The organism is Hippea maritima DSM 10411, from assembly GCF_000194135.1.
GTDB lineage: Bacteria > Campylobacterota_A > Desulfurellia > Desulfurellales > Hippeaceae > Hippea > Hippea maritima.
The window spans coordinates 499,553-521,411 of the sequence record NC_015318.1 but is presented as its reverse complement, the minus strand read 5'-3'; the positions used below and the strand labels follow the sequence as shown (position 1 = coordinate 521,411).

General features: G+C 35.9%; 25 protein-coding genes. 14 read left to right on the top strand and 11 right to left on the bottom strand.

The features are described 5' to 3' along the window. Window position 1: 1 nt before the first annotated feature. The 11 genes from HIPMA_RS02665 to HIPMA_RS02615 are packed head-to-tail and all read right to left on the bottom strand — an operon-like array spanning window position 2 to window position 10,268. Window positions 2–1,282 carry a dihydroorotase gene (locus HIPMA_RS02665; RefSeq protein ID WP_013681529.1) on the bottom strand — a complete coding sequence of 427 codons (1,281 nt, stop codon included), beginning with the start codon at window positions 1,280–1,282 and terminating at the stop codon, window positions 2–4. Further along, the gene (gene gatB, locus HIPMA_RS02660) at window positions 1,279–2,706 is read right to left on the bottom strand and encodes an Asp-tRNA(Asn)/Glu-tRNA(Gln) amidotransferase subunit GatB (RefSeq protein WP_013681528.1); all 1,428 of its coding nucleotides are present in this window, start codon (window positions 2,704–2,706) and stop codon (window positions 1,279–1,281) included. Before gatB ends, HIPMA_RS02665 begins: the two co-directional genes overlap by 4 nt. Next, window positions 2,696–3,361 (bottom strand): phosphoribosylglycinamide formyltransferase, encoded by a 666-nt coding sequence (gene purN, locus HIPMA_RS02655; RefSeq protein WP_013681527.1) that lies wholly within the window; start codon window positions 3,359–3,361, stop codon window positions 2,696–2,698. Before purN ends, gatB begins: the two co-directional genes overlap by 11 nt. Then, window positions 3,354–4,358 carry a phosphoribosylformylglycinamidine cyclo-ligase gene (gene purM, locus HIPMA_RS02650; protein WP_041324220.1) on the bottom strand — a complete coding sequence of 335 codons (1,005 nt, stop codon included), beginning with the start codon at window positions 4,356–4,358 and terminating at the stop codon, window positions 3,354–3,356. Before purM ends, purN begins: the two co-directional genes overlap by 8 nt. Continuing rightward, a complete protein-coding gene (locus HIPMA_RS02645) occupies window positions 4,358–5,416 on the bottom strand; it encodes an AI-2E family transporter (RefSeq protein WP_013681525.1) in 1,059 nt (352 codons plus the stop codon). Before HIPMA_RS02645 ends, purM begins: the two co-directional genes overlap by 1 nt. Before the next feature lie 10 nt (window positions 5,417–5,426). Further along, window positions 5,427–5,777, bottom strand: a complete 351-nt coding sequence (locus HIPMA_RS02640; protein ID WP_013681524.1) for a peptide chain release factor 1 — start codon at window positions 5,775–5,777, stop codon at window positions 5,427–5,429. After that, the gene (locus HIPMA_RS02635; RefSeq protein WP_013681523.1) at window positions 5,777–6,301 is read right to left on the bottom strand and encodes a DUF948 domain-containing protein; all 525 of its coding nucleotides are present in this window, start codon (window positions 6,299–6,301) and stop codon (window positions 5,777–5,779) included. The genes HIPMA_RS02640 and HIPMA_RS02635 overlap by 1 nt, the downstream gene beginning before the upstream one ends. Window positions 6,302–6,321: 20 nt before the next feature. Continuing rightward, entirely contained in the window at window positions 6,322–7,140 is an 819-nt protein-coding gene (locus tag HIPMA_RS02630) for a pyruvate, water dikinase regulatory protein (RefSeq protein WP_013681522.1), read from the bottom strand. A gap of 7 nt (window positions 7,141–7,147) precedes the next feature. Beyond that, a complete protein-coding gene (locus tag HIPMA_RS02625; RefSeq protein ID WP_013681521.1) occupies window positions 7,148–8,194 on the bottom strand; it encodes an LptF/LptG family permease in 1,047 nt (348 codons plus the stop codon). Then, a complete protein-coding gene (gene kdsA / locus HIPMA_RS02620; RefSeq protein ID WP_013681520.1) occupies window positions 8,178–8,969 on the bottom strand; it encodes a 3-deoxy-8-phosphooctulonate synthase in 792 nt (263 codons plus the stop codon). The genes HIPMA_RS02625 and kdsA overlap by 17 nt, the downstream gene beginning before the upstream one ends. 18 nt (window positions 8,970–8,987) lie before the next feature. Next, window positions 8,988–10,268, bottom strand: a complete 1,281-nt coding sequence (locus HIPMA_RS02615) for an AAA family ATPase (RefSeq protein WP_013681519.1) — start codon at window positions 10,266–10,268, stop codon at window positions 8,988–8,990. A gap of 196 nt (window positions 10,269–10,464) precedes the next feature. Here HIPMA_RS02615 and HIPMA_RS02610 point away from each other — a divergent pair, with 196 nt between their 5' ends. Genes HIPMA_RS02610 through HIPMA_RS02545 form a run of 14 tightly spaced genes read left to right on the top strand, consistent with a single transcriptional unit; the run spans window position 10,465 to window position 21,821 of the window. Continuing rightward, window positions 10,465–10,809 carry a DnaJ domain-containing protein gene (locus HIPMA_RS02610; RefSeq protein ID WP_013681518.1) on the top strand — a complete coding sequence of 115 codons (345 nt, stop codon included), beginning with the start codon at window positions 10,465–10,467 and terminating at the stop codon, window positions 10,807–10,809. A 12-nt stretch (window positions 10,810–10,821) separates the two neighbouring features. Then, window positions 10,822–11,184 carry a NifB/NifX family molybdenum-iron cluster-binding protein gene (locus HIPMA_RS02605; RefSeq protein WP_013681517.1) on the top strand — a complete coding sequence of 121 codons (363 nt, stop codon included), beginning with the start codon at window positions 10,822–10,824 and terminating at the stop codon, window positions 11,182–11,184. Between the two features lie 21 nt (window positions 11,185–11,205). Beyond that, window positions 11,206–11,718 (top strand): ribosome hibernation-promoting factor, HPF/YfiA family, encoded by a 513-nt coding sequence (gene hpf / locus HIPMA_RS02600; protein WP_013681516.1) that lies wholly within the window; start codon window positions 11,206–11,208, stop codon window positions 11,716–11,718. After that, window positions 11,715–12,185: a PTS sugar transporter subunit IIA gene (locus HIPMA_RS02595; protein ID WP_013681515.1), complete on the top strand. Its 471-nt coding sequence runs from the start codon at window positions 11,715–11,717 to the stop codon at window positions 12,183–12,185. Before hpf ends, HIPMA_RS02595 begins: the two co-directional genes overlap by 4 nt. 1 nt (window position 12,186) lies before the next feature. After that, on the top strand, window positions 12,187–13,041 hold the full coding sequence (rapZ, locus tag HIPMA_RS02590; RefSeq protein ID WP_013681514.1) for an RNase adapter RapZ: 855 nt from the start codon (window positions 12,187–12,189) through the stop codon (window positions 13,039–13,041). 10 nt (window positions 13,042–13,051) lie between these two features. Further along, complete coding sequence (locus HIPMA_RS02585; protein WP_013681513.1) at window positions 13,052–13,933, top strand: aspartate carbamoyltransferase catalytic subunit; 882 nt, start codon at window positions 13,052–13,054, stop codon at window positions 13,931–13,933. An 11-nt stretch (window positions 13,934–13,944) separates the two neighbouring features. Further along, window positions 13,945–14,553, top strand: a complete 609-nt coding sequence (locus HIPMA_RS02580) for a TorD/DmsD family molecular chaperone (protein WP_013681512.1) — start codon at window positions 13,945–13,947, stop codon at window positions 14,551–14,553. Beyond that, window positions 14,543–15,061 (top strand): cob(I)yrinic acid a,c-diamide adenosyltransferase, encoded by a 519-nt coding sequence (gene cobO / locus HIPMA_RS02575; RefSeq protein ID WP_013681511.1) that lies wholly within the window; start codon window positions 14,543–14,545, stop codon window positions 15,059–15,061. The genes HIPMA_RS02580 and cobO overlap by 11 nt, the downstream gene beginning before the upstream one ends. A gap of 6 nt (window positions 15,062–15,067) precedes the next feature. After that, a complete protein-coding gene (locus tag HIPMA_RS09055; protein ID WP_013681510.1) occupies window positions 15,068–16,012 on the top strand; it encodes an HD-GYP domain-containing protein in 945 nt (314 codons plus the stop codon). Then, window positions 16,009–18,267 carry an endonuclease MutS2 gene (locus HIPMA_RS02565; RefSeq protein WP_013681509.1) on the top strand — a complete coding sequence of 753 codons (2,259 nt, stop codon included), beginning with the start codon at window positions 16,009–16,011 and terminating at the stop codon, window positions 18,265–18,267. The genes HIPMA_RS09055 and HIPMA_RS02565 overlap by 4 nt, the downstream gene beginning before the upstream one ends. After that, window positions 18,264–19,952 carry a DNA primase gene (gene dnaG / locus HIPMA_RS02560; RefSeq protein WP_013681508.1) on the top strand — a complete coding sequence of 563 codons (1,689 nt, stop codon included), beginning with the start codon at window positions 18,264–18,266 and terminating at the stop codon, window positions 19,950–19,952. Before HIPMA_RS02565 ends, dnaG begins: the two co-directional genes overlap by 4 nt. Continuing rightward, entirely contained in the window at window positions 19,933–20,547 is a 615-nt protein-coding gene (locus HIPMA_RS02555; protein WP_013681507.1) for a DedA family protein, read from the top strand. The genes dnaG and HIPMA_RS02555 overlap by 20 nt, the downstream gene beginning before the upstream one ends. Then, complete coding sequence (locus tag HIPMA_RS02550; RefSeq protein WP_013681506.1) at window positions 20,531–21,082, top strand: class II aldolase/adducin family protein; 552 nt, start codon at window positions 20,531–20,533, stop codon at window positions 21,080–21,082. Before HIPMA_RS02555 ends, HIPMA_RS02550 begins: the two co-directional genes overlap by 17 nt. Continuing rightward, window positions 21,075–21,821 carry an SIR2 family NAD-dependent protein deacylase gene (locus HIPMA_RS02545; protein ID WP_013681505.1) on the top strand — a complete coding sequence of 249 codons (747 nt, stop codon included), beginning with the start codon at window positions 21,075–21,077 and terminating at the stop codon, window positions 21,819–21,821. Before HIPMA_RS02550 ends, HIPMA_RS02545 begins: the two co-directional genes overlap by 8 nt. The last annotated feature ends 38 nt before the right edge of the window (window positions 21,822–21,859 follow it).

Genomic DNA, 21,859 nt, shown 5'->3' with positions numbered 1-21,859 from the left:
TTCACACCTCTTCTGAATAAACTATCATTCCTTTATAAAATGTTTTAACAATCGCTCCTTTGAGTTTTTTATCATGATAAGGAGTATTCTTGCCTTTGGATACAAATTTATTTCTATCAACTACCCATTCTCTATTTTTATCAATTAATACAATATTAGCAGAACTCCCTTCATTAAGTGTTCCAGTATCAAGATGAAAAATCCTTGCAGGCTTGACTGTCATTAATGCTATGGCGTCTGCAAGGCTTACAACGCCCGTCTCAACAAGGTATGTATTCACAACAGCAAAAGCCGTCTCAAAACCGCTTATACCAAATGCCGCGTTTTGTATGGTACAGCGCTTGGAATCCTCATCGTGAGGCGCATGGTCTGTGGCTATGGCATCCACAAGCCCCAAAGAAAAAGCACCATGAACAGCCTTAACATCCTCTTTGCTTCTAAGAGGAGGATTAACCTTGGCAAATGTATTGTAATCTTTAATCTCCTCATCCGTCAATGATAGGTGATGCGGAGTAACTTCAAATGTAATTCTACCACTATCCATTTTGGCCTTTTTTAATACATCTATTGACTCTTTTGTGCTAACATGACATATATGCAGGTGAGTATTTGTGCTTTTTGCTATCTCCACATCTCTTGCTATAATAGAAGATTCGGACACATTAGGAATGCCCTTTAAACCCAACTCAAAAGCAATCTTGCCCTCATTTACAACTCCATCCCCACTTATGTTTAAATCCTCTTCATGTAGCGTAAGGGGAACATTTAAATCCTCAGCATAAATTAAGGCCTTTCTCAAAACCTCAGCATTCATAACAGGCCTTCCATCGTCAGAAAAAGCCACACAGCCGGCTTCTTTTAAGCTCATCATATCAGTTAATTCTTCACCCTTTTCTCCCTTAGTGATTGTGCCTATAGGATAAACATCGCATATCCCAACATTGGCAGCTTTTGATTTTATATACTCAACCGTTTGTATATTATCTATAGTAGGATTTGTATTGGGCATGCAGCAAATAGCGGTAAAACCACCTTTAACAGCGGCTCTCATACCTGTTTCTATGGTTTCCTTATAAGTAAAACCTGGGTCTCTTAGGTGTGCATGTATATCAACAAAACCCGGTGCTACCACAAGCCCGGTGGCATCTATTTCCTCATCTATACTAACCCCTTCAACATCTCCTACCATTTCTATAACACCATCAACAATAGACACATCAGCAAAGCCTTCAAAATCATTTGACGGCGCTATAACATAACCGTTCCTTATAACTGTCCTCATAACTCCTCCAATTTAGAAGCAAGTATCTCATTAACAAGCTTTGGATTTGCCTTACCCTTTGTCTTTTTCATAACCTGACCCACAAAGAAACCTATTGTATTCTTTTTGCCAGATTTATACTGCTCAACGGCCTTTGGATTGGCCTTAATTACCTCATCTACAATACCTTCAATTTGTGATCTATCAGTTATTTGAACAAGACCCTCTTCTTCAACAATCTGCTTGGGTGACTTAGCAGTTTCATACATCTTGCCAAAAACGGTTTTTGCGATTTTACCGCTTATAAGGCCACTATCTATAAGTTCAACAAGCTCTCTTATATGATTTGGCTTAATTAAGGTATCCTCTATGTTTTTGTTTTCCTTATTCAGATAGCCCAAAAGCTCTGACAATATCCAGTTTGCTATTGACTGTGGCTTTTTATAGCCCTTTGCAGCTTCTTCAAAGTAGTCAGCTAATGATTTTTCTTCAACCAAAACCCTTGCATCCTCTTCTTTTAAACCATACTCTTCAACAAAACGTTCTAATTTTTGCCTTGGAAGCTCAGGCACCTCGTCCTTTATCCTTTCTATCCACTCATCATCTATAAAAATAGGCACAAGATCTGGATCTGGGAAGTATCTGTATTCATAAGCCTCTTCTTTGCTTCTCATTGGTTTAGTCATTCCGGTCTTTTCATCCCATAACCTTGTTTGCTGTATTATTTTTCCTCCATCTTCCACAACCTCTATCTGGCGTTGAATTTCATACTCCAATGCCTTCTCAACATGCCTGAATGAATTCATATTCTTAAGTTCTGTTTTTGTTCCAAGCTTTGTCTGGCCTTTGGGTCTTATAGAAACATTCGCATCACACCTCAAAGAGCCCTCTTCCATATTGCCATCGCATATACCCAAATATCTAACAATCCTGCGCAATGAGCGCAAGTACTCACCAGCCTCCTGTGGGGAATGCATTACAGGCAGAGAAACTATCTCAAGTAATGGAACACCAGCCCTGTTAAAATCAACATAACTGCCATCTGGCCTGTGTATGGTTTTTCCGGCGTCCTCTTCCATATGTATTCTCTCAAGCCCTATTTTTTTATATTCACCGTTAACAAATATCTCAACATGACCACCTTCCAAAATGGGCAATTCATACTGCGATATCTGATACCCCTTGGGTAGATCTGGATAAAAATAATTCTTCCTTGCAAACCGTGAAAATTTATTTATTTTGCAATTTAGGGCCAAGCCTAATTTTATAGCATAATCCAAAACCTTCTTGTTAAGTACCGGAAGCACCCCTGGCATACCCATACACACAGGGCATATGTGTGTGTTCGGAGGTGCCCCAAAATCAGTAGAGCAACTACAGAATATTTTTGTATTGGTCAGAAGCTGTATGTGAACCTCTAAACCTATTACGGCCTCAAACTCCATCTTTTCCTCCGCCTATTGGATTAAGTGCAAAAAAATCGGCATCTAAAAAATCGCCTTCTATCATAACCCTATTTCCCTTTAGTTTTATTCTATCCTCACTTAAAAGCTTCACAGCCAAAGGATAAATCTTATGCTCAGTCTTTAGAATTCTATTCGATAAGCTCCCTTCTGTATCTGCATCAAATACAGGAACTACAGATTGGACTATTATGGGACCTGAATCTAATTCTTTTGTAACAAAATGCACAGTTGCACCGGCAAACCTAACGCCGGCCTCAAGTGCCTGTCTTTGAGCATGCAAACCTTTAAACGACGGCAAAAGCGCAGGATGTATGTTCAAAATCTTATTCTCAAAACTCTCAATGAAATAATCAGAAAGTATTCTCATATATCCAGCTAAAATTACATAATCAACACTATAACCCTTTAATAAACTAACGAGTTTTTTGTCGTATTCCTCCCTCTGTAAGCCATTAGGATTTATAAAGAAGGCATCTATACCAGACTCTTTAGCTTTCTCCAACCCTCTTGCATCGGCTTTATTGCTTAAAACAACGACAATTTCTGCGTTTTTTATATAGCCTGATTTTATAGCATTCAATATGGATTCAAAGTTTGAACCCCTGCCTGATAAAAGTACTCCCAACCTATACAATTTCCACCCCTTTTTGCCCTTTAATGGTATATCCAATACTGTATGCTTCTATGCCAAAATCAGAAGAAACAGATATGACTTTATCTACATCTTTCTCGCAGCAGATAACTACAAAGCCAACACCCATGTTAAATGTTCTAAACATTTCACTATCATTAATTTTACCTAAATTTTTAACAAACTCAAATATCTCAATCTCGGGAAGGGATTTTTTTTCAATAACAACCCTAACTCCGTCTGGTAATACACGAGGAATATTATCATAAAAGCCACCACCTGTTATATGAGATGCGGCTTTAACCCATGGTTTTACCTCATCAAAGAGCTTTACATATATCCTTGTGGGCTCAAGCAACCATTCAACCAGCGGTTTATCTAAAACCAAACTATCTAATTTGTATCCGCCAACCTCAAAAAATAATTTTCTCAAAAGCGAATAGCCGTTAGAATGAAAGCCGCTTGAGGCAAAACCAACAACAGACATACCCTCTTCTATAGGCTTTGGCAGGAGATCGTCCTTTTTGCCAATACCTACACAAAAACCTGCGATATCATACTCACCATCTTTATAAACACCTGGCATTTGAGCCGTTTCACCGCCAATTAAGGCAGCATTTGACTGACTCAAGCCATTAACTATACCCTTAACTATATCCTCAAGCACCCTATCCTCAAGCTCACTGTATGAAATGTAGTCCAAAAAAAATAGCGGCTTTGTTCCACTTGTAATAATATCATTCACATTCATGGCAACCAGGTCTATGCCGACCGTATCGTGAATGCCAGACATCTGAGCAATCAACAGCTTTGTGCCAACACCGTCTGTAGATGAGGATAGAACCCTATCACAACCAAAACTGTTTAGTTCAAGAAGGGCAGAAAAACCACCTATCGAGGAGATAACACCTTTTTTTGGCAAAACCTCTACCATCTCTTTTATGGCCTTTGCAAATCTGTTACCTTTATCTATATCTACACCAGCAGATTTATAATCTATCACATTGCTCTCCTTTTTATCAAAATTGGCACCAACTTCTCATAGCTCACAACAATTATACCTAAAAGTGGAACGGAAAGTATAACACCCCAAACTCCCAAGAGTTTGCCAAAAAATAATATAGAAAGTAAAACGGCAAGAGGATCTAACTCAAGCTGCCTTGAATAGATATACGGTGCTATGATATTGCCACTTATAAAATGAATAAACAAAAGAACCGTTAACACTTCAACAGACATTATAAGACTATGATGGACAAGTAAAGCTACCAAAATAGGGGGTATAAAACTAACTATAGCCCCAAGGTAGGGGATTATATAAAGCACACCACCCAAAATACCGAATAATAATGCATAGTCTACACCAACAATGTAAAGCCCTGCAATACCTAAGGCAGATACCACAACCATAAGTATTACAAGACCCACTATGTAGCTTATAATAACATTGTGTATATCCTGAAAAACTGAAAGATAATCTTCTCCCAAAACTGTCAAAATAATGCTTTTTATAACCAATTTGTATTTCTGTCTATAGATAATCATAAAAAACGAGATTATAGGTATAAGCAATAAGGCTACAAGTCCCGACACACCTTTTATGAGACCTGTTAATGAATTAACAGCAAAATCTATAAGGTATTTTTTTACAGAATCCACAGCCGAGCTCAAAATTTGATTAACAGCGCTACTGTTTGAGAATTTAAGCGACATGTAGCTGTATAAATTGTTTATGGAATTTTTAATACCTTCAAGCAAAGTGGGCAGCTGTTTTTCTATGCCAGATATCTGACTAATCAGGGCAGGTACGGTTATGGTTAATATAAATACCGTACTGCCCATTATTATGGTCAAAACAAAAAGGCCACTCAGCCAACGGGGAATCTTAAATCTAAGCAACATATTCTCAAAAGGATAGGAAATCTCAGCTATCAAATAAGACAGAAACACAACAATTGTTACGAAGGTTAGCTTAAAAAACAAAAGGTAAACACCACCTATCAAAAAAATCAAGAATATGAAGTATTCAAATAGACCAGAATGGTAAGTGGTATTCAATTATCTTCTCCTAACCCACCTCATCCAGTTTTGACCTTATCTGACTTAGTTTTTCCCGCTCTTCTTGAATCATCTTCTTTGCTTCTTCTATCGCATCAACTATAGCTTGTTTTTTTTGTTGAGTATAGTCGTTGGCTTTATCAACCAACTCTCCACTCAGTTGGCTAATAGTTGAACTCAATGAAGTTATTTTGTCTAATATATCCTCCTTTGAGCTTTCAAGTTTTGAAAATTGAGAATTCAAAGTCGAAAGTTTATCGGTTATAGATGAAAGTTTTTCACTATCAATCTTTTTAAAAGCAAAATAAAGCGCAACGGAGGCAGAAGCCACCACTCCAACGGCCAAAATCTTCTTAATCATTATCTATCCTCCTTTTTCACCAGTTTTGTAGTGAACTTAGCTATACCAACCAAAAAAGCATACACATCATCCAACTTCTCCTCAATAGTTGCAACCCTATTAAAGATATAGTTTGTATGATTTTCCACCCTCTTTTTTGTTCCAACTACAAGCTCACTAACCTCATCTACAGTTTCTTTTGTTTTATCCATTACCTCAAAACTCGTCTCTTTAGCCTTGTCCATAACCTCTGTTGTTGTTTGTCTTGTTTTGTCCATTACATCAACACCAGTTTCTTTGGCCTTATCGACCAAAACCTTTACATCCTCTGCCAAAGTTTGAGCTATCTCCATCATAACCTCGGCCTTGTAAAGCATCTGGTCAGCTTTGGATTGATAGGGCTCAATTTGCTTTTTAATCTCTTCAACCTTCTTTTTCATGTCTGAATAGAGCTTAATCAAGACAATAATGCCAATTAGCCCTCCCAATGCAAGACCCGCATAAACCAACGCAATAACAGCCAGTGAAACGGAAGCTAAATCCATCTTTCAAAACCCTCCTAACTCTAAAGTTTTCTTCCAAATAATTTAGAAACTATCTCGCTTGCGGTCTCCTCTACCGACCTATTTGTAACATCAACAATAAGCCACTGAGGATGCTTTTTAAAGATTGAATTGGCATATTCAACCTCTTCATATATCCTGCTCAATGAGGCATAAGAGGAGTTAGCAAGTCCCAATTTTTTAGCCCTCTGCTTTCTTATCTCGTATAGCCTCATAGGGTCTATCGTCAAGCCTACTATCTTGTTTTGGTCTACCTCAAACAATGAATCGGGCAGTTTTTCTCCTTTGACAATAGCAAAATTTGCAACTTTATATCCACCTTCTTGGGCTAGGTAAATGCTTAAAGGGGTCTTTGACGTCCTTGAAAGTCCAACGAGTATAATATCAGCCTGGTCCAAGTTTCTACTACTTCTGTTATCATCATGCTCAACTGTGTATTCTATGGCTTTTATCTTTTCGAAATATCTATCGCTAATTCTATGCAAAAGGCCAGAGACATTCCTTGCCTTTTGGCCGAAAAACTCCTCGAATTTATTTATATAATAACCAAACAAATCAAGTATTATGACGCCTATTTGATTAAATCTCTCATTTGCATAATCCCTAAGATCCTTATCTGCTATAGTTAAAACAACTAAAGGCCTCTCGTCTTTAGCCTTTTCGACAATCTCATCTATCTTTTCTTTTTCTCTAACCTCTATAAATTTCCTTTTTATTATGTTGGGGTATTTAAATTGAACCAAAAATGCCTTGGCTATCTTTGTTGCTGTTTCCCCCGTCCCATCCGATATAAGATAAATATATTTAGGCTCTGCCTCCATAAACACCTCAAACTCCAAGTTTCAAGAGATTATACACAGAAACACTCAACCAGAAAAGGATAAAAATAACAATCGATATATTAGGATCAACCATCGAATATCTACCCATTGACGATATAAGTTCCAAACTCCCAATATATACCAGAAAAACCAAGCTTGAAGAAAAAACGTTTTTTACAAAACCACCTCTTCTTGGATTTGTTTTAAGCACGAACACAAAAGAGATAAGTGTTAAGATAATACACGAAAAGGGATAAACAAACCTATGAATAATTAAAGACAAATAGTAGTCTTTATCCAAAGAATGCTTATAAGAAAAAACAAGGCTTTTAATCGATGGCTCTTTAAACTTCGATGAAGAAAAAAGCGAATAAAAGCTCTTGTTGGTTTTGATTTTAAAATCCTTAAAACACCTACCTTGGGAAAAGTTGGGCATATTAAAACTACACCCATCAATAAATATAATCTCTTTTGGCTTGAATTTAACCCTCTTTGCTGTAATTATAGCCTCTACCCTATTAAAATCTTTATCAACTCTATAGGCGGTAACATTATATGCCATATTATTTGTAACATTTAGTCCATTAACCTTTATAAACATATTGCCAACTTTAGTCCACCCTAGTTTGAACTGCTTATTTTTAAAATAGTAATGCTTAACAAAAGAGGCCTTCTCAAGCCCATAGTTAACAATAAGCTCCTTAGATGCAAACATCAAAACAGCAACAATAATGGAAAAAAACAGAACTGGTTTTGCTATCTTAAATATGCTCAAACCACTTGACCGCATCACTATTATTTCGTTTTTTGATGATAGATATCCCAAGCTTACAAGCGATGAAAGCGCAAATATAAAAGGTAAACTAAAGTAAATTATAAATGGCGTATAATACACATAATAGCTAATAATATACTTAATCGAAACACCATTACCAACTATGTCTGATAGATTGGAGAAAAAATCACTTAACACAAACAATAAAACAAAAAAGGCTAAAGAGATAAAAAATGTTTTTAGAAAAAAAATAGTTATGTATTTATGAATTTTTTTCATATCTATCCGTTATCTGCCAGTGTTGTAAAATAACGGGTACAATTTTCTCAAACTCATCAATAGATAGCATAACAGCAGCATCAGAGAGCGCCTTATCAGGTTCTGGGTGAACCTCAAAAAATAAACCATCAACCCCAACACTCGCTGCAGCAAAGGCAAGCCATGAGGCATATTCTTTAGTGCCTAAACTCTTTCCCGCTACACTTGGCATCTGCATTGAATGTGTGGCATCATATACAACCTTTCTGGCAAACTCCTTCATAATGCGTAAACTTCTAAAATCAACGACTAAGTTATTATAACCAAATGAAGAACCCCTTTCGGTTAGCCAAATATCTCTGCCTCCTGAAGCTTTCGCCTTTTGTACTGCATACCTCATGTCCCATGGAGCTACAAACTGGCCCTTTTTTATATTGACAGTCTTAGAGGTTTTGGCAGCCTCAACTATCATATCTGTTTGACGGCATAGAAATGCTGGAATCTGTATTACATCCACAACATCCGCAACAACGCTTGCCTGATGCGGCAAATGAATATCAGTAGTTAGTTTAAACCCAAAGGTTTCTTTGACTTTGGAGAGAACCTTAAGCCCTTCATCGATTCCGGGCCCCCTGAATGAGCTTATAGAGGTTCTGTTTGCTTTATCAAAGGAAGATTTAAATATAATCTCAATATTGTACTTCTCTGCTATTTTTTTCAGCCTTTCGGCTGTTTTCATTATAATCAATTCACTTTCTATAACACAAGGCCCAGCAATAAAAAAATGCTCATTCATAATTATATTCTACATTACCTAAACTGAATCGTAAAGCCGTTTTACATCCTTTGTATTCAAAGCCGACATCACACTAAAGCCACTCGCTTTAAGCTTATCAACTATGGCCTTATCACTCTCAAAAAGCCTGAGCCTACCAGACAAGTCAATCTCAGAAAAAACAACACTCTTCTCTAAGAAACTCTTTTTCTTAAACGAAGAAAAAATAGCACCCACAACAGCGGCATCCATTAATGTGGATGATACCTTAATTCCTCCTGTAATATTCACATAAACATCATACTTAAACATAGGAAGATTAACCCTCTTTTCTATGACAGCTATAAGCATATTCAGTCTGTTTATATCAAAGCCTACACTTATACGCCTCGGTATGGCAAGTGGGGTTTGAACACATAAAGCTTGAACCTCAATCAAAATAGGATGTTTGCCCTCAGCTATAGCTCCATAGCATACACCATCGGTTAGATTAAACCCATCTATAAATTTAATGGTAGGATCTTTTACTTCAACTAAACCCTTTTCCGTCATCTGAAGAATGAGAGCCTCATCTGTAGACCCAAATCGATTTTTAAGAAATTTCAAAACCCTGAAGCCACTCTTCGATTCAGCTTGAAGTAAAAGAACACTATCAACCATATGTTCCAATGTTTTAGGTCCTGCTATCGCACCAGATTTTGTAATGTGTGCAACAATAAAAAGTGTTATAGAAAATCTTTTTGCAGCTTCCGTTAATTTTTCCGCACAGTGCCTAACCTGCTGAATTCCTCCTGTTGTATAATCGAGGTCACTATCAAAAATCGTATGCACAGAATCAACAATAGCAATAGTTGGTCTTTCAACCTCAAGCATGGCGATTATTCTATTGAGTTCGTTTTCTGAGACAAGCTCTACATCACCTACCGATAATCTTTCACCCCTTGATGCAATCTGCCCTAAAGATTCTTCAGCGGAAATATACACAACCCTTCCATTTTTAGATAAAGAGCCAGCAAGTTGTAAAAGTAGCGTTGATTTACCCACCCCTGGGGTCCCAGAAATCAAATAAACGCCACCCAAAGAGAGTTTATTATTAAACAGAGAACTGAAATCACCATCAAAGGACAAAAAACTCTCACTGTAATTAACCTGGCTTATCTTCACAGGTTTTTTATAATCCAAAGCGCGGGATTTTTTCTTATCATTGCCAGTTTTCTCCTCAAATGTGCCCCACTCACCACAATTTGGACACCTTCCGTACCACTTTGAGGATGTATAACCGCAATTGGAACAGACATAAATTGATGTTTTTTTGACCATATTGCAATTTTAAAATATAGAACTTCTATTGTCAAAGAATCAAGAGAGCTTTACAAGGCAGAGTTTTTTGTTAAACTATTATTATGAAGCAACTGAGGCATAAATTCTTAAAACTTGTTGATGAAAAGCTCAAAAAAGCATATTATTTCAACATGGAGCGTAATGGGTTGTTTTTTACCCTAAAGGGGGTATTAGGATGATATACGATTTTTCGTTTCAGAATAGGTTTACAAAGATAAAAAGATATGAAATAGCTGCAAGAAAACTGCTTGGTGTAAATGAAGACGACCCAGAATGGATAATAAGGAATAATTATCTAAAATTAGCCAAGAAGTATCATCCAGATATAAACAAGAAAAGTGAAGAACTATTCAGGGACATAAACACAGCATATATGATTTTAACCAAAAAAGACTTTGATGTAGAAAATGCAAAATTTTTAACTATAAGCGAAGACGAATTAGAGGAGTTAGAAAAAGAGTACGCTATAGAAAGAAAAACCGCCGATTATTATTCCTATTGGAAAAATAGATTCTTTTAAGGAGGTAGCTTGATGATAAGGGTTGCGATGCCTATAGAGGATGATAGACTGTGCGAACACTTTGGTCATGCACCCAAATTTGCATTTTTCGATATAGAGGATGGAAAAGTGACATCAACCCAGATAGAGCCATCACCCGAGCATTATGAAGGCTCATTTCCTCAGTGGATAAAAGAAAAAGGCGCAGATGCTGTAATTGTGGCTGGAATAGGACCAAAGGCTAAAGAACTATTTGAAAGCTTTGGCATAAAGGTAATAAGCAATGCAATACCTAAAGATGCAAGAGAGCTAATAGAGGACTTTATAGCTAATAGATTGGATTTATCGTATCAAGAGGTGTGTGATCACGAACACCACCACGGGCACCACCATTAATATTTTTAAAAAGGAGGGGTTATGAAAATCACAATCAGTGCAAAAAACACAGAGCTCACGCCGGCAATCAAAGGGTATGTGGAGAAAAAAATCGGCAGGCTTCAAAGAAAAATAGACGGTGCAACTACAGCAGATGTAGTATTGAGCGTAGAAAAATACAGACACATAGCAGATGTAAAACTAAATATAGAGGGAGAGATAATAAAAGCAACAGAATCATCCAAGGACATGTATTCATCGATTGACCTTGTTTATGAAGTATTAGAAAAACAGATAGAAAAAATGAAAGACAAACTCTATAAATCAAAAAGAAGGGCATCTCAGGCCGAACAGTATCAATATGAGGCAGGTGAAAGAGAGCCTGTGGTCGTGGAAGAGGAGTTCATACCAAAACCATTAACTGTAGAAGAAGCCATAATGAAACTAAATGAAGAAGACAAGCATTTTGTTGTATTCAACAACTCAGAGAACGGAAAGGTTTGTGTTATCTATAAAAAGAAAAATGGCGATTATGGATATATAGTAACAAGATGAAAGAAAACAGAATTACAGACTTTATTAATACGGTAAAGCTTAACATTAACTGCAAGGAAAAATTCGAATGTTTAAAAAAGATGGCTGAGTATTTAGCCAAGGAAAACAATCTAAATAGCGAAGATGTTTTTTCTCTTTTAATGGCCAGGGAAAAATTCGGCTCCACGGCTGTGGGAGGCTACTTTGCTCTCCCACATGCCAAAATGGATTCCCTAAGCAAATTAATATGTGGCATATTTACCACCGAGGAACCCATAGATTTTGGCTCATTGGATGGCGTACCATCGCAGATATTTCTGGTTGTACTTGCGCCAAGCTCAAAACCATCCATACTACTTAAAGCACTTGCTAAAGCTGCCAAAATATTTAAAGACAACCAGCTGAAAGAGCGCATCATATCGGAAAAGGATAAGGAAAAAGTCATAGAATTTATAAAGAACAAAGAGGAAGAGCTAAAGAAGGGCTAAGGTGGAAATTGTCTTTATCAGTGGATTATCTGGAAGCGGTAAAACCACAGCCTTGAAAGCGTTCGAAGATAGTGGTTATTTTTGCATAGACAACCTGCCGCTCTCTTTGCTTAAAAAATTCATAGACATAATAGAACTATCAAACAGTCAGATAAACAAGATAGCGGGCGTTTGCGATATCAGAGACCCCAACCTAACTGAAGAAATAAAAGAAATTAAAGAGTGGCTTGACCATTCTAAGATAGAATACAAAATTATATTCTTTGAATCAGATGATAAAACATTAATCAAAAGATTTGAACAAACAAGGAGATCCCACCCGTTAAGCCTACTCAGAAAGATTCCACTATCTAAAGCAATCAAAGAAGAAAAAGAAGCTATAGAACCTATAAAAAAGATAGCAGATTTCATCATAGACACAACACAACTTAACGTTAATCAACTCAGAAGGTTGGTGTATGAAAAGTTTTTAAAGCAGGATAAGAGATTAATAATCCAGCTTATATCGTTTGGGTTTAAATATGGAATACCCATAGAGTCAGATAACGTTTTTGATGTGAGGTTTTTACCGAACCCATACTTCATTGATGAGTTAAAAGATACAACCGGTCTTGACAAAAAAACATATGACTTTGTAATGAATCAAAGCCAGACCAATGAGTTTTTAGACTATCTAAGAGGCTTTTTAGATGCATTTATACCGCATTACATAAAAGAGGGCAAAAGCTATCTAACTATATCCATAGGATGCACGGGCGGCAAGCATAGATCGGTAGCAATCGTGGAGTATATAAAGGAATACTTGATTAAAAAGGGCTTTGAGGTTGAAATTTTGCATAGAGATATAGAGAAATGAGGTTGTAGGTATGAAGCATTTTGTTTCTATTAAAGACTTATCGAAGGAAAACATAGAACTTATCATAAAAAGGGCTTTAAAATTCAAAGAGTCTAACCTTTTTAAAGGTAAATTAAAGGACAAAACTATTGTAACACTCTTTTTTGAGAATAGCACACGTACACGCACCTCATTTGAGATAGCAGCTAAAAACATGGGCGCAGAAGTTGTAAACATAGACCACAATCAATCAAGTTTAAAAAAGGGTGAAACAGATTACGATACTATAATTAACTTATCAGCAATGAGGCCTGACGCATTCGTCATAAGACATTACCAGTCCGGCTATCCTGAATTTTTAAGCAAGTTCACCAATATACCGGTAATAAATGCTGGAGACGGCACAAATGAACACCCATCACAAGCCATTTTAGATGCAATAACCATGTTTGAAGCAAAGGGCAAACTCGACAATCTCAATGTTTGCATAATCGGGGATATATCAAACAGTAGGGTTGCAAAAAGCCATATGTGGATGGCAAAACTTTTTGATTGGAAGCTAAGCTTCTATGGACCAAAGACAATGCTGCCAAAACAGGAATGGCTTGACGGTGTAAAAATAGAACCAAACCTGCAAGAAGCCTTATCTGATAAAGATTTTATCATACTGCTGCGCATACAACTTGAAAGAAAAAGTGGTCAAAACATACCATCATTAAAGGAGTACTCAAGGTTTTTTGGAATAGGCGAAAAAAATATGCCTAATGCTTACATAATGCATCCAGGACCGGTAAACAGAAACGTTGAATTAAGCTCAGCTTTAATGGATAAACATGAAAAAATCCTAATAACAAAACAAGTTGAAAATGGCGTATTCGCAAGAATGGCCATATTTGAATTTTGCCTACTCTAAGGGGAGAAGCTATGAAAGATGACAGAATAGCAATGTATCGATTTCTAAGTATCTGTTTTACATATCCTGAAGAAAATTTCTCAGAGGTTATTCAAAAGGCGATTCAGATGATAAAACAATCATATACAAACCTAAACGAAAACGGATACAAACTAACCGGCATAAGAAACCTAAAACAAGGACTTAAAGAGATGGAAAAGTTATCACTTCACCAGTGGCAGGGGGTATATACCGGCCTTTTTATTGCAAATTTTCCAAAAACACCTTTTCATCCATATGAATCGTTCTACAAAGACGGTCTTGTAGGGGGAGAGGTCTCTGATCAGTTAAATGAGGTATACAAAAGCTGTGGACTTGAGATATTCGACGAAAGGGAGTTTCCAGACTATCTACCGTTTGAACTTGAGTTTGGGGCTTTCCTGCTTGAAAATGAAGAGGCTTGTAAGCCAGCGTTTGCTGAATTTTTCTTTGACCATCTGTTTAGCTGGGTATTTAATTTCTTTGACGACCTAAACAAGGACAAAAAGGTTCCGCTGTTTTACAGAAGCCTATCTCAAATTGGAACTACCTTTCTAACAAAGGAGCAGAAAGTTCTTAAGGAGCTTCTAAATGAAAACTAAGGGCTATATTCAAATTTACACAGGCAACGGAAAGGGCAAAACTACAGCCGCCATAGGATTGGCCGTAAGGGCTGTGGGTGCTGGGCTAAAGGTTTTGTTTGTCCAATTCGTCAAAGGTCAATTTTACAGTGAACATAAAGCACTCAAGCAATTTGAAAACATAACCATAAAACAGTTTGGAAGGCCCGGATTTATACATTCAAAACCATCACAAGAAGACATAAAAAAAGCTAAAGAAGGCTATGAATTTGTATTAAAAGCATTCAAAGAAAACCTATACGATGTTGTTATATTGGATGAGGCAAATATAGCCGTGTTTTTCAAATTATTCAGCGAAGAGGATTTGATAGAATTAATGGATAAAAAACCACAGAACACCGAACTTATAATAACGGGCAGATATGCAACAGAAAAGGTTATAGAAAAAGCAGACTTGGTTACTGAAATGAGAGAAGTAAAACACTATTACAAAAAAGGGGTTGAGGCAAGAGAAGGTATAGAAAAGTAAACAGCTATGAAGTTTACCCCCATAAGACTAAAACTTATAAAGCCATCGCAAAAGAGAGATTTTGATATATATATTTTAGAGGAAACTAAGCCTGTACTTTTGCTTAGCAAAGACAAACCATTTGATAAGGATAATCCTGCATTAAAATACAATTCAAATTTTATAGCCTATATTCCTATCTCTCAATTAAAGGAATACAAAAAATACATATGCAAAAATATAGATGATATTTTAAAAGACCCATTAATGTCAAAAAAGAATAAAATGTACGCCATATACATCTCACTAATAGATAACTTGGAAAACCTGGTAAACAACAGGGATTTAAACATAGCAAGAGATATATCAAAAAATATATCACTCTTTATAGCCAACGCAATAAACGACGAAAAAGCCATGGCGATTTTTCTGTCATTCATAAAGAGCGACGTGCACAACTTAGCCGTTCATATGTTCAACGTAGGAATATACGCTTCGATGCTAACAAAAAAGATGTTTACAGACTTATCCACACAAAAACTTGAGGAAATCTCGAAGGGCTATTTTTTACACGATATAGGCATGTTAAAAATAGACCCAGAAATTTTACTAAAAAAAGGTAAATACTCAAAAGAAGAATATGAGGAGATAAAAAAACATACAATTTACGGTGTTGAAATAATTAGAAACGACCTAAAGATTCGCTCTCCAATTATTGAAAGAATCATACTTGAACACCATGAAAGAAAAGATGGATCGGGTTATCCTTATGGCAAAACAGATATAAACATTTTTGCTAAAATATGTTCTATATGTGACATATTCGATGCTATAACATCAAAGAGGGAATATAAAGACGAAAACCCAAAAACAACATTTGAAGCTCTAAAAGACAATATAGACTTCTTTGTGAGCGAGTTCGGAAAAGATATATATGAAAACTTCGTAAAATGTTTTAGCGTAGTAATATGAAAGATACATTAGAGATTCTGCAGTACAACAAGTTAAAGGATTTAATTCAAAAACATATACAAACGGAATACGGTAAAGAGCAGCTAAAAAAACTAAAGCCTATATTTGATATAGAATTAGCAAAAAGTAATTTTCAAATGCTCAATGAATTTTTTGAACACTTTACCAAATGGGGAGCATTAGTACTTGACGATGTTTTTATAAAATCAATCATTGAAGATTCATTTAATGGTATGCTTGATGAAAAAGAACTAAAAAGTATAGGCAACTTCATCTCTCTACTACTGTACATAAAAGAGGAAATAGAACAAAACAATCCAGAGCTATACGAAGAATATATAAACTTTGACATACCCCTAAGCCTACTCGATGAGATAAACAAAACTATTGACGATTACGGCTTTTTAAAGGATTCAGCAACAGCACACTTATTCGAAATAAGACAACAAAAACAGCAAATATCTCAGAACATTACAAGAATTTTAAAAAATCTAATGCATGGTCGTTTAAGGGATATTCTTTTAGATACGGCTATCTTTCTTAAACGCTCCCGATACACACTACTTCTTAAACCAAATTATAAAGAATATATATCGGGTCGCATAATAGACATAGGAAAAAGCGGCGGTTTTTTTGTAGAACCGGATGCCGTATTTAAAGAAAATTCACATTTAGAAGATATTACAGCTCAAGAGGAAGCAGAAAGGAGAAGGATTTTAACAAATCTAACCCATCAAGTAAGAGAAAATGCCAACAGATTAAGGCACAATGAAAAAAAATTAGGAGTTTTTGATGTCATTGTTGCCAAATATCATTACTCGAAAAACTTACCGGAGTGCGATATCGAGTTTAGCTCAGATCCAATAATTAAAGCAAAAAGAGCAAAACACCCTATACTTGCAGCAATAAAGGAAAAAACAATACCTGTTGATATAGATTTATCTACAAACAGGAAACTTATAATCACAGGACCCAATACGGGTGGTAAAACTGTATTCCTAAAAACTATAGGACTTTTAATAGTTGGAATTTTTTCAGCAATACCGCCTAATGCAGAACAACTAACTATAGGGAGTTTTGATAATGTTTTTGCTATTATAGGTGATGAACAAGATATATTTGAATCGTTGAGCGGATTCTCTTCAAAAATTGTTGCATTCAGAGAGGCTTTCAAAAAAGCCACATCAAATACAATGATGCTTATAGATGAAATAGGTTCGGGCACTTCTCCAGATGAGGGCGAAGCCGTGGCATACTCAATTATAAAAAATACAGCTAAAAAATGCCCTGTATGCGCTACTACTCACTATAAAAAATTGGCCTATATTTTAGAATCCGAGGGGTTTAGAGTAGCAGCATTTGAGTTTAACACAAAAACATTAAAACCCACATACAAACTGACATACGATAGAATAGGAAAAAGCTACGGCATTGAAATATTAAAAACATTAAATGTAGATAAGCAAATAACAAATGAAGCGCATGAATTCTACTCAAATCAGGCAAGCATATTCAACAAACTTGAAGGTCAGCTTCAGAAAACCATTGAACATTACACAAAAGCCAAAAATGCACTTGCCAAAACCAAAGAAAGATACATAAATCTAATCGAAAATGAAAAGAAGGAAAAAGAAGAGCTCATACAGAAACTAAAAGAGGAGCAGTATCAAAAGCAAAAGGAGTACGAAAAGTTATTGGAATCTTTAAAGAATGAAATATCCCAATTACTCAAAACGAAAAATATATCGAAAGCCCACAAAAAGATAAACCAAATAAAACAACAATCAAAAAATTTATTCAAAGATGAAAAACAAAAACAAGAAGTTCCTTTATTTAGGGTTGGTGAAGCTGTTTTATTTAACGGTTTAAAAGGCACGATAACATCGATAAAATCAGATAAAGCTACCGTTGAAATAGAGGGAAAACTCTTAAACGTTAAACTATCAAGTCTAAGCAAAATAGAACATAAAAAAGAAGAAAAACAAATAAAGGTAAATACAAAATTATCCGATGTTTCTTTAGAGTTAAATCTTATAGGCAAGCGCAGGGATGAGGCTTATTTCGATCTTGTGAAATTTATAGATTCACTCTCTTTGCAATCTATAAAAACTGCCCGCATAGTTCACGGCATAGGTAATGGAATATTAAAAGATATGGTAAGAGAGACTTTAAAACAACTACCCCATGTAAAAGAATTTCACCCTGCCCCACCCCATGAAGGTGGAGATGGGGCAACTATAGTGGAACTTAAATGAAAGACATAGTAGAAGAAATAAAAAAAAGGGTTGATATAGTGGATTTTATATCGGGCTATGTTTCACTAAAGAAACGCGGCTCAAACTATTTCGGTCTATGCCCATTCCACCACGAAAAAACACCATCATTCTCCGTAAATCCAAAAGGTGGATTCTATCACTGTTTTGGCTGTGGAGAGAGTGGAGATGTCATTACATTTTTAATGAAAATAGAGAACTTAGACTTCAAAGAAGCCATAAGAGAACTTGCAAAGCGATATAACATACCTATTCACATAAAAGAACGTTCAAAAAACGATGCACTCTTTGAAATTCACTCAATAGCTGAGAAATACTTTTTTGAAAAACTCAAGTTAAATAAAACAGCTTTGGACTATTTAAAAAATAGACAGATAAACGATGATGCAATAGAGCTTTTCAAAATAGGCTTTGCACCTGAAAGCTCAGAACTTGAAAAAATACTAAAAAAAGAGGGTTTTAAGGAAAAAGAACTAATAAATTCTGGAATATTTATCCAAGGCAGCAGGGGAGTGTTTAATAGGTTCTCTAATCGCATAATATTTCCAATAAAAAACGAACACGGGCAAACGATAGCCTTTGGTGGAAGGATACTAAACGACGACAAAACCAAAGCCAAATATCTAAATTCACCCGAAACGCCCATATTCTCAAAACAGAAGGTGCTTTTCGGCCTGAATTTAGCAAAAGATGAAATAAGAAAAACAAAAGAGGTTATAGTTACAGAAGGCTATATGGATTGCTTAAGGCTACAGATAAGTGGCATAAAAAATTCTACAGCTACATTAGGAACAGCTCTATCGAGGTTTCATATAAACATATTAAAGAGAATGGCAGATAAAATCTACATGAACTACGATGCTGACGATGCAGGTTTCAGAGCAATTCTAAGAAGCGCCCCCACAATATTGAGCAGCGAGATGAAACCCTTTGTTGTAATATTGGATAAAGGCGAGGACCCGGATAGCTTTATAAGAAATAACTCAAAAGAGGCTTATATTAAAAAACTATCGTCGGCTAAGGATTATTTTAGCTATATAATAGACTTTATAAAAAACAAATACGACATAGAACACCCATCGGAAAAGATGAGAGCAATAGAAGAGTTAAAACCCATAATCCTAAGTGTTCAGGAACCTATACTCAAGGCAGCATACACATCAAAAGCCTCAAGGGTGTTTAATGTTTCAGAGGATGCATTCTTAGCTAAAACAGCATCATTTGAATTTTTATCATCAATAACAAAACAAGAGGCACTTCTCAGTATCATTCTAAGGGATATAGAATTGATGGCATGGATTGAGGATTTAGATGACTTTAAAGATGAATTTGAGGGGCTACAAAAAGAGCTTTACTTAAACGCAGTAAGGTTTTATTTAAGTGGCGAAGAATTTAGCATAGAGGCATTTGAAAAAAACCTATCCGATAGCCAGAAAAAATTATTCTACAAACTCATCTCCCTACCGCAAACCGACATAAATGAAAGATACCAAAGAAGAAAGGTGCTTTTGTATCTTTTAGCTCAGTTCAAGTTAGATAAATTAAAAAAACAACTAAGAATTATTCAGCAAAAAATTCAAGAAAACCCAAAAAGCGAATTCTTTGAAGAATACAATAAAACTTTTAGCGAAATAAAAGAGGTGTTAAGTGCTTGGCAAGATAGTTGAATTTATAGTATCCGCTATAGGATATGGAGGATATGGAGGAATTTTTATATTGATGTTTTTAGAAAGCTCTTTCTTTCCCTTTCCAAGTGAGGTTGTTGTGCCACCTGCTGCTTATCTTGCTGCCAAAGGCCAAATGGATTTATGGATTGTTATAGTATCATCTATTCTTGGGAGCCTTGCAGGGGCGTTATTTAACTATTTTATCTCTATAAAACTCGGTCATCCATTTTTAGCAAAATACGGAAAATATGTAGGCTTGGGCGAAAAAACCCTTAAAAAGGTTGATGACTATTTCAATAAACACGGGGAAATCAGCACTTTTATTGGAAGATTATTGCCCGGTATTAGACAGTACATCTCCTTACCTGCAGGTATTGCAAGGATGAATCTGGTAAAATTTAGTATTTTTACGTTTTTAGGCGCTGGAATCTGGGTAGGAATATTGGCGTTTATAGGCTTTAGTGTGGGCAATAATCCAGAAATGGTAAAGAGAATGCTTCATCACACATACACATATATAGTGGCGTTTTCTTTGGTGTTAATAACAGTTTATTTGTATATCCAAAGGAGAAGAGGCAATGATAGGGGAATTTAGACGTATAGGGAATATGATGTTTCTTTCAGGCCTTGTGGATGCATCAAGCGGCAATATGAGTTTTAAGGCAAAAGATGGAGTATGGATAACAAAGACGGGAAAGAGCCTGTACAACTTAAGAGGCAAAGACATAGTAAAGATTGGTTTTGAGAGGGATGTAAGATGGAATGCTGCATCAAGTGAGGTTGAAATTCATATAAATATTTACAAATTAAACAAAAAATCCAAGGCTATCCTGCATGCTCACTCTATATCTACCATCATCCTTTCCCTCAAGGGATATAAAACAATAGAACCAATAGACTATGAAGGAAGCTTGTTTTTAAAGAGTGTAGACATCCTGGATATACCCTACAATAACTGGCAAACAGCAAAAGAGATTATTCCGCAATACTTAAAAGAAACCCAAAAACAGATAGTTGTAGCTAAAGGACATGGTGTTTTTGCCTATTCCGATACACTTTTTGGAGCACTACAGCTAATAAGTGCTCTGGAGAATTCATCAAAAATAATCTTGGGTGTTGAAGGTGATTGAAAGGATAAAGAAAGCAGCAGATAAAATAAAAAAAGCAAAAAGGATCACCATACTTACAGGCGCAGGTATATCCAAAGCAAGCGGCATACCAACATTTAGAGGCGAAGATGGGCTTTGGGGTAAATACTCTATTAGTGAGTTTGCAACTTTAGAGGCATTTCATAAAGATCCTAAAAAGGTCTGGCAGTGGTACAACTACAGGAAAAAACTCATAAAGCAAGCAGAACCCAACAAAGCGCATTATGTTCTTGTTGAGCTTGAAAGGATATTTAAAGATGGATTTGCTCTTATAACCCAAAATATAGACAATCTCCATACAAAAGCAGGAAATAAATCGGTCTATGAGTTACACGGCAATATATTTGAAGTTAAATGTCTGATATGTAACAAAATATACCATGATCAGACAATCTACAAGGATGATCAACTCCCACCAAAATGTAAATACTGCCAGAGTATAAGAACACGACCCAATGTAGTTTGGTTTGGTGAGAGCTTAGATGTTGAACTAATCAAAAAAGCAATGGCACTTGCTGCCAGTTGTGATGTTTTTATATCTGTAGGTACAAGCGGTGGGGTACAACCCGCTGCAGGACTACCAAAAATAGCCCAGCGAATGGGTAAATATGTGGTTGAGTTTAATGCAGAATATTCAGCCATTTCGATGTTTGCAGATGATGTAATTATTGGCAATGCTGAAAAAACGTTACCCATGCTTCTGAATTACTTAACAAGATAGAAAAACAAAATGCCATCAAATAATTTGACAAAACCAAT

Bases quoted from the DNA above. Each gene is read 5' to 3' on its own strand.
- HIPMA_RS02595 (WP_013681515.1), top strand. From the start codon at position 11,715: ATGAAAGAAAACAGAATTACAGACTTTATTAATACGGTAAAGCTTAAC.
- HIPMA_RS02550 (WP_013681506.1), top strand. From the start codon at position 20,531: ATGATAGGGGAATTTAGACGTATAGGGAATATGATGTTTCTTTCAGGC.
- dnaG (WP_013681508.1), top strand. From the start codon at position 18,264: ATGAAAGACATAGTAGAAGAAATAAAAAAAAGGGTTGATATAGTGGAT.
- HIPMA_RS02605 (WP_013681517.1), top strand. From the start codon at position 10,822: ATGATAAGGGTTGCGATGCCTATAGAGGATGATAGACTGTGCGAACAC.
- kdsA (WP_013681520.1), bottom strand. From the start codon at position 8,969: ATGAATGAGCATTTTTTTATTGCTGGGCCTTGTGTTATAGAAAGTGAA.
- cobO (WP_013681511.1), top strand. From the start codon at position 14,543: ATGAAAACTAAGGGCTATATTCAAATTTACACAGGCAACGGAAAGGGC.
- gatB (WP_013681528.1), bottom strand. From the start codon at position 2,706: ATGGAGTTTGAGGCCGTAATAGGTTTAGAGGTTCACATACAGCTTCTG.
- HIPMA_RS02580 (WP_013681512.1), top strand. From the start codon at position 13,945: ATGAAAGATGACAGAATAGCAATGTATCGATTTCTAAGTATCTGTTTT.
- HIPMA_RS02585 (WP_013681513.1), top strand. From the start codon at position 13,052: ATGAAGCATTTTGTTTCTATTAAAGACTTATCGAAGGAAAACATAGAA.
- HIPMA_RS02635 (WP_013681523.1), bottom strand. From the start codon at position 6,301: ATGGATTTAGCTTCCGTTTCACTGGCTGTTATTGCGTTGGTTTATGCG.
- HIPMA_RS02625 (WP_013681521.1), bottom strand. From the start codon at position 8,194: ATGAAAAAAATTCATAAATACATAACTATTTTTTTTCTAAAAACATTT.
- HIPMA_RS02565 (WP_013681509.1), top strand. From the start codon at position 16,009: ATGAAAGATACATTAGAGATTCTGCAGTACAACAAGTTAAAGGATTTA.
- HIPMA_RS02640 (WP_013681524.1), bottom strand. From the start codon at position 5,777: ATGATTAAGAAGATTTTGGCCGTTGGAGTGGTGGCTTCTGCCTCCGTT.
- HIPMA_RS02610 (WP_013681518.1), top strand. From the start codon at position 10,465: ATGATATACGATTTTTCGTTTCAGAATAGGTTTACAAAGATAAAAAGA.
- HIPMA_RS02630 (WP_013681522.1), bottom strand. From the start codon at position 7,140: ATGGAGGCAGAGCCTAAATATATTTATCTTATATCGGATGGGACGGGG.
- HIPMA_RS02615 (WP_013681519.1), bottom strand. From the start codon at position 10,268: ATGGTCAAAAAAACATCAATTTATGTCTGTTCCAATTGCGGTTATACA.
- HIPMA_RS09055 (WP_013681510.1), top strand. From the start codon at position 15,068: ATGAAGTTTACCCCCATAAGACTAAAACTTATAAAGCCATCGCAAAAG.
- HIPMA_RS02665 (WP_013681529.1), bottom strand. From the start codon at position 1,282: ATGAGGACAGTTATAAGGAACGGTTATGTTATAGCGCCGTCAAATGAT.
- hpf (WP_013681516.1), top strand. From the start codon at position 11,206: ATGAAAATCACAATCAGTGCAAAAAACACAGAGCTCACGCCGGCAATC.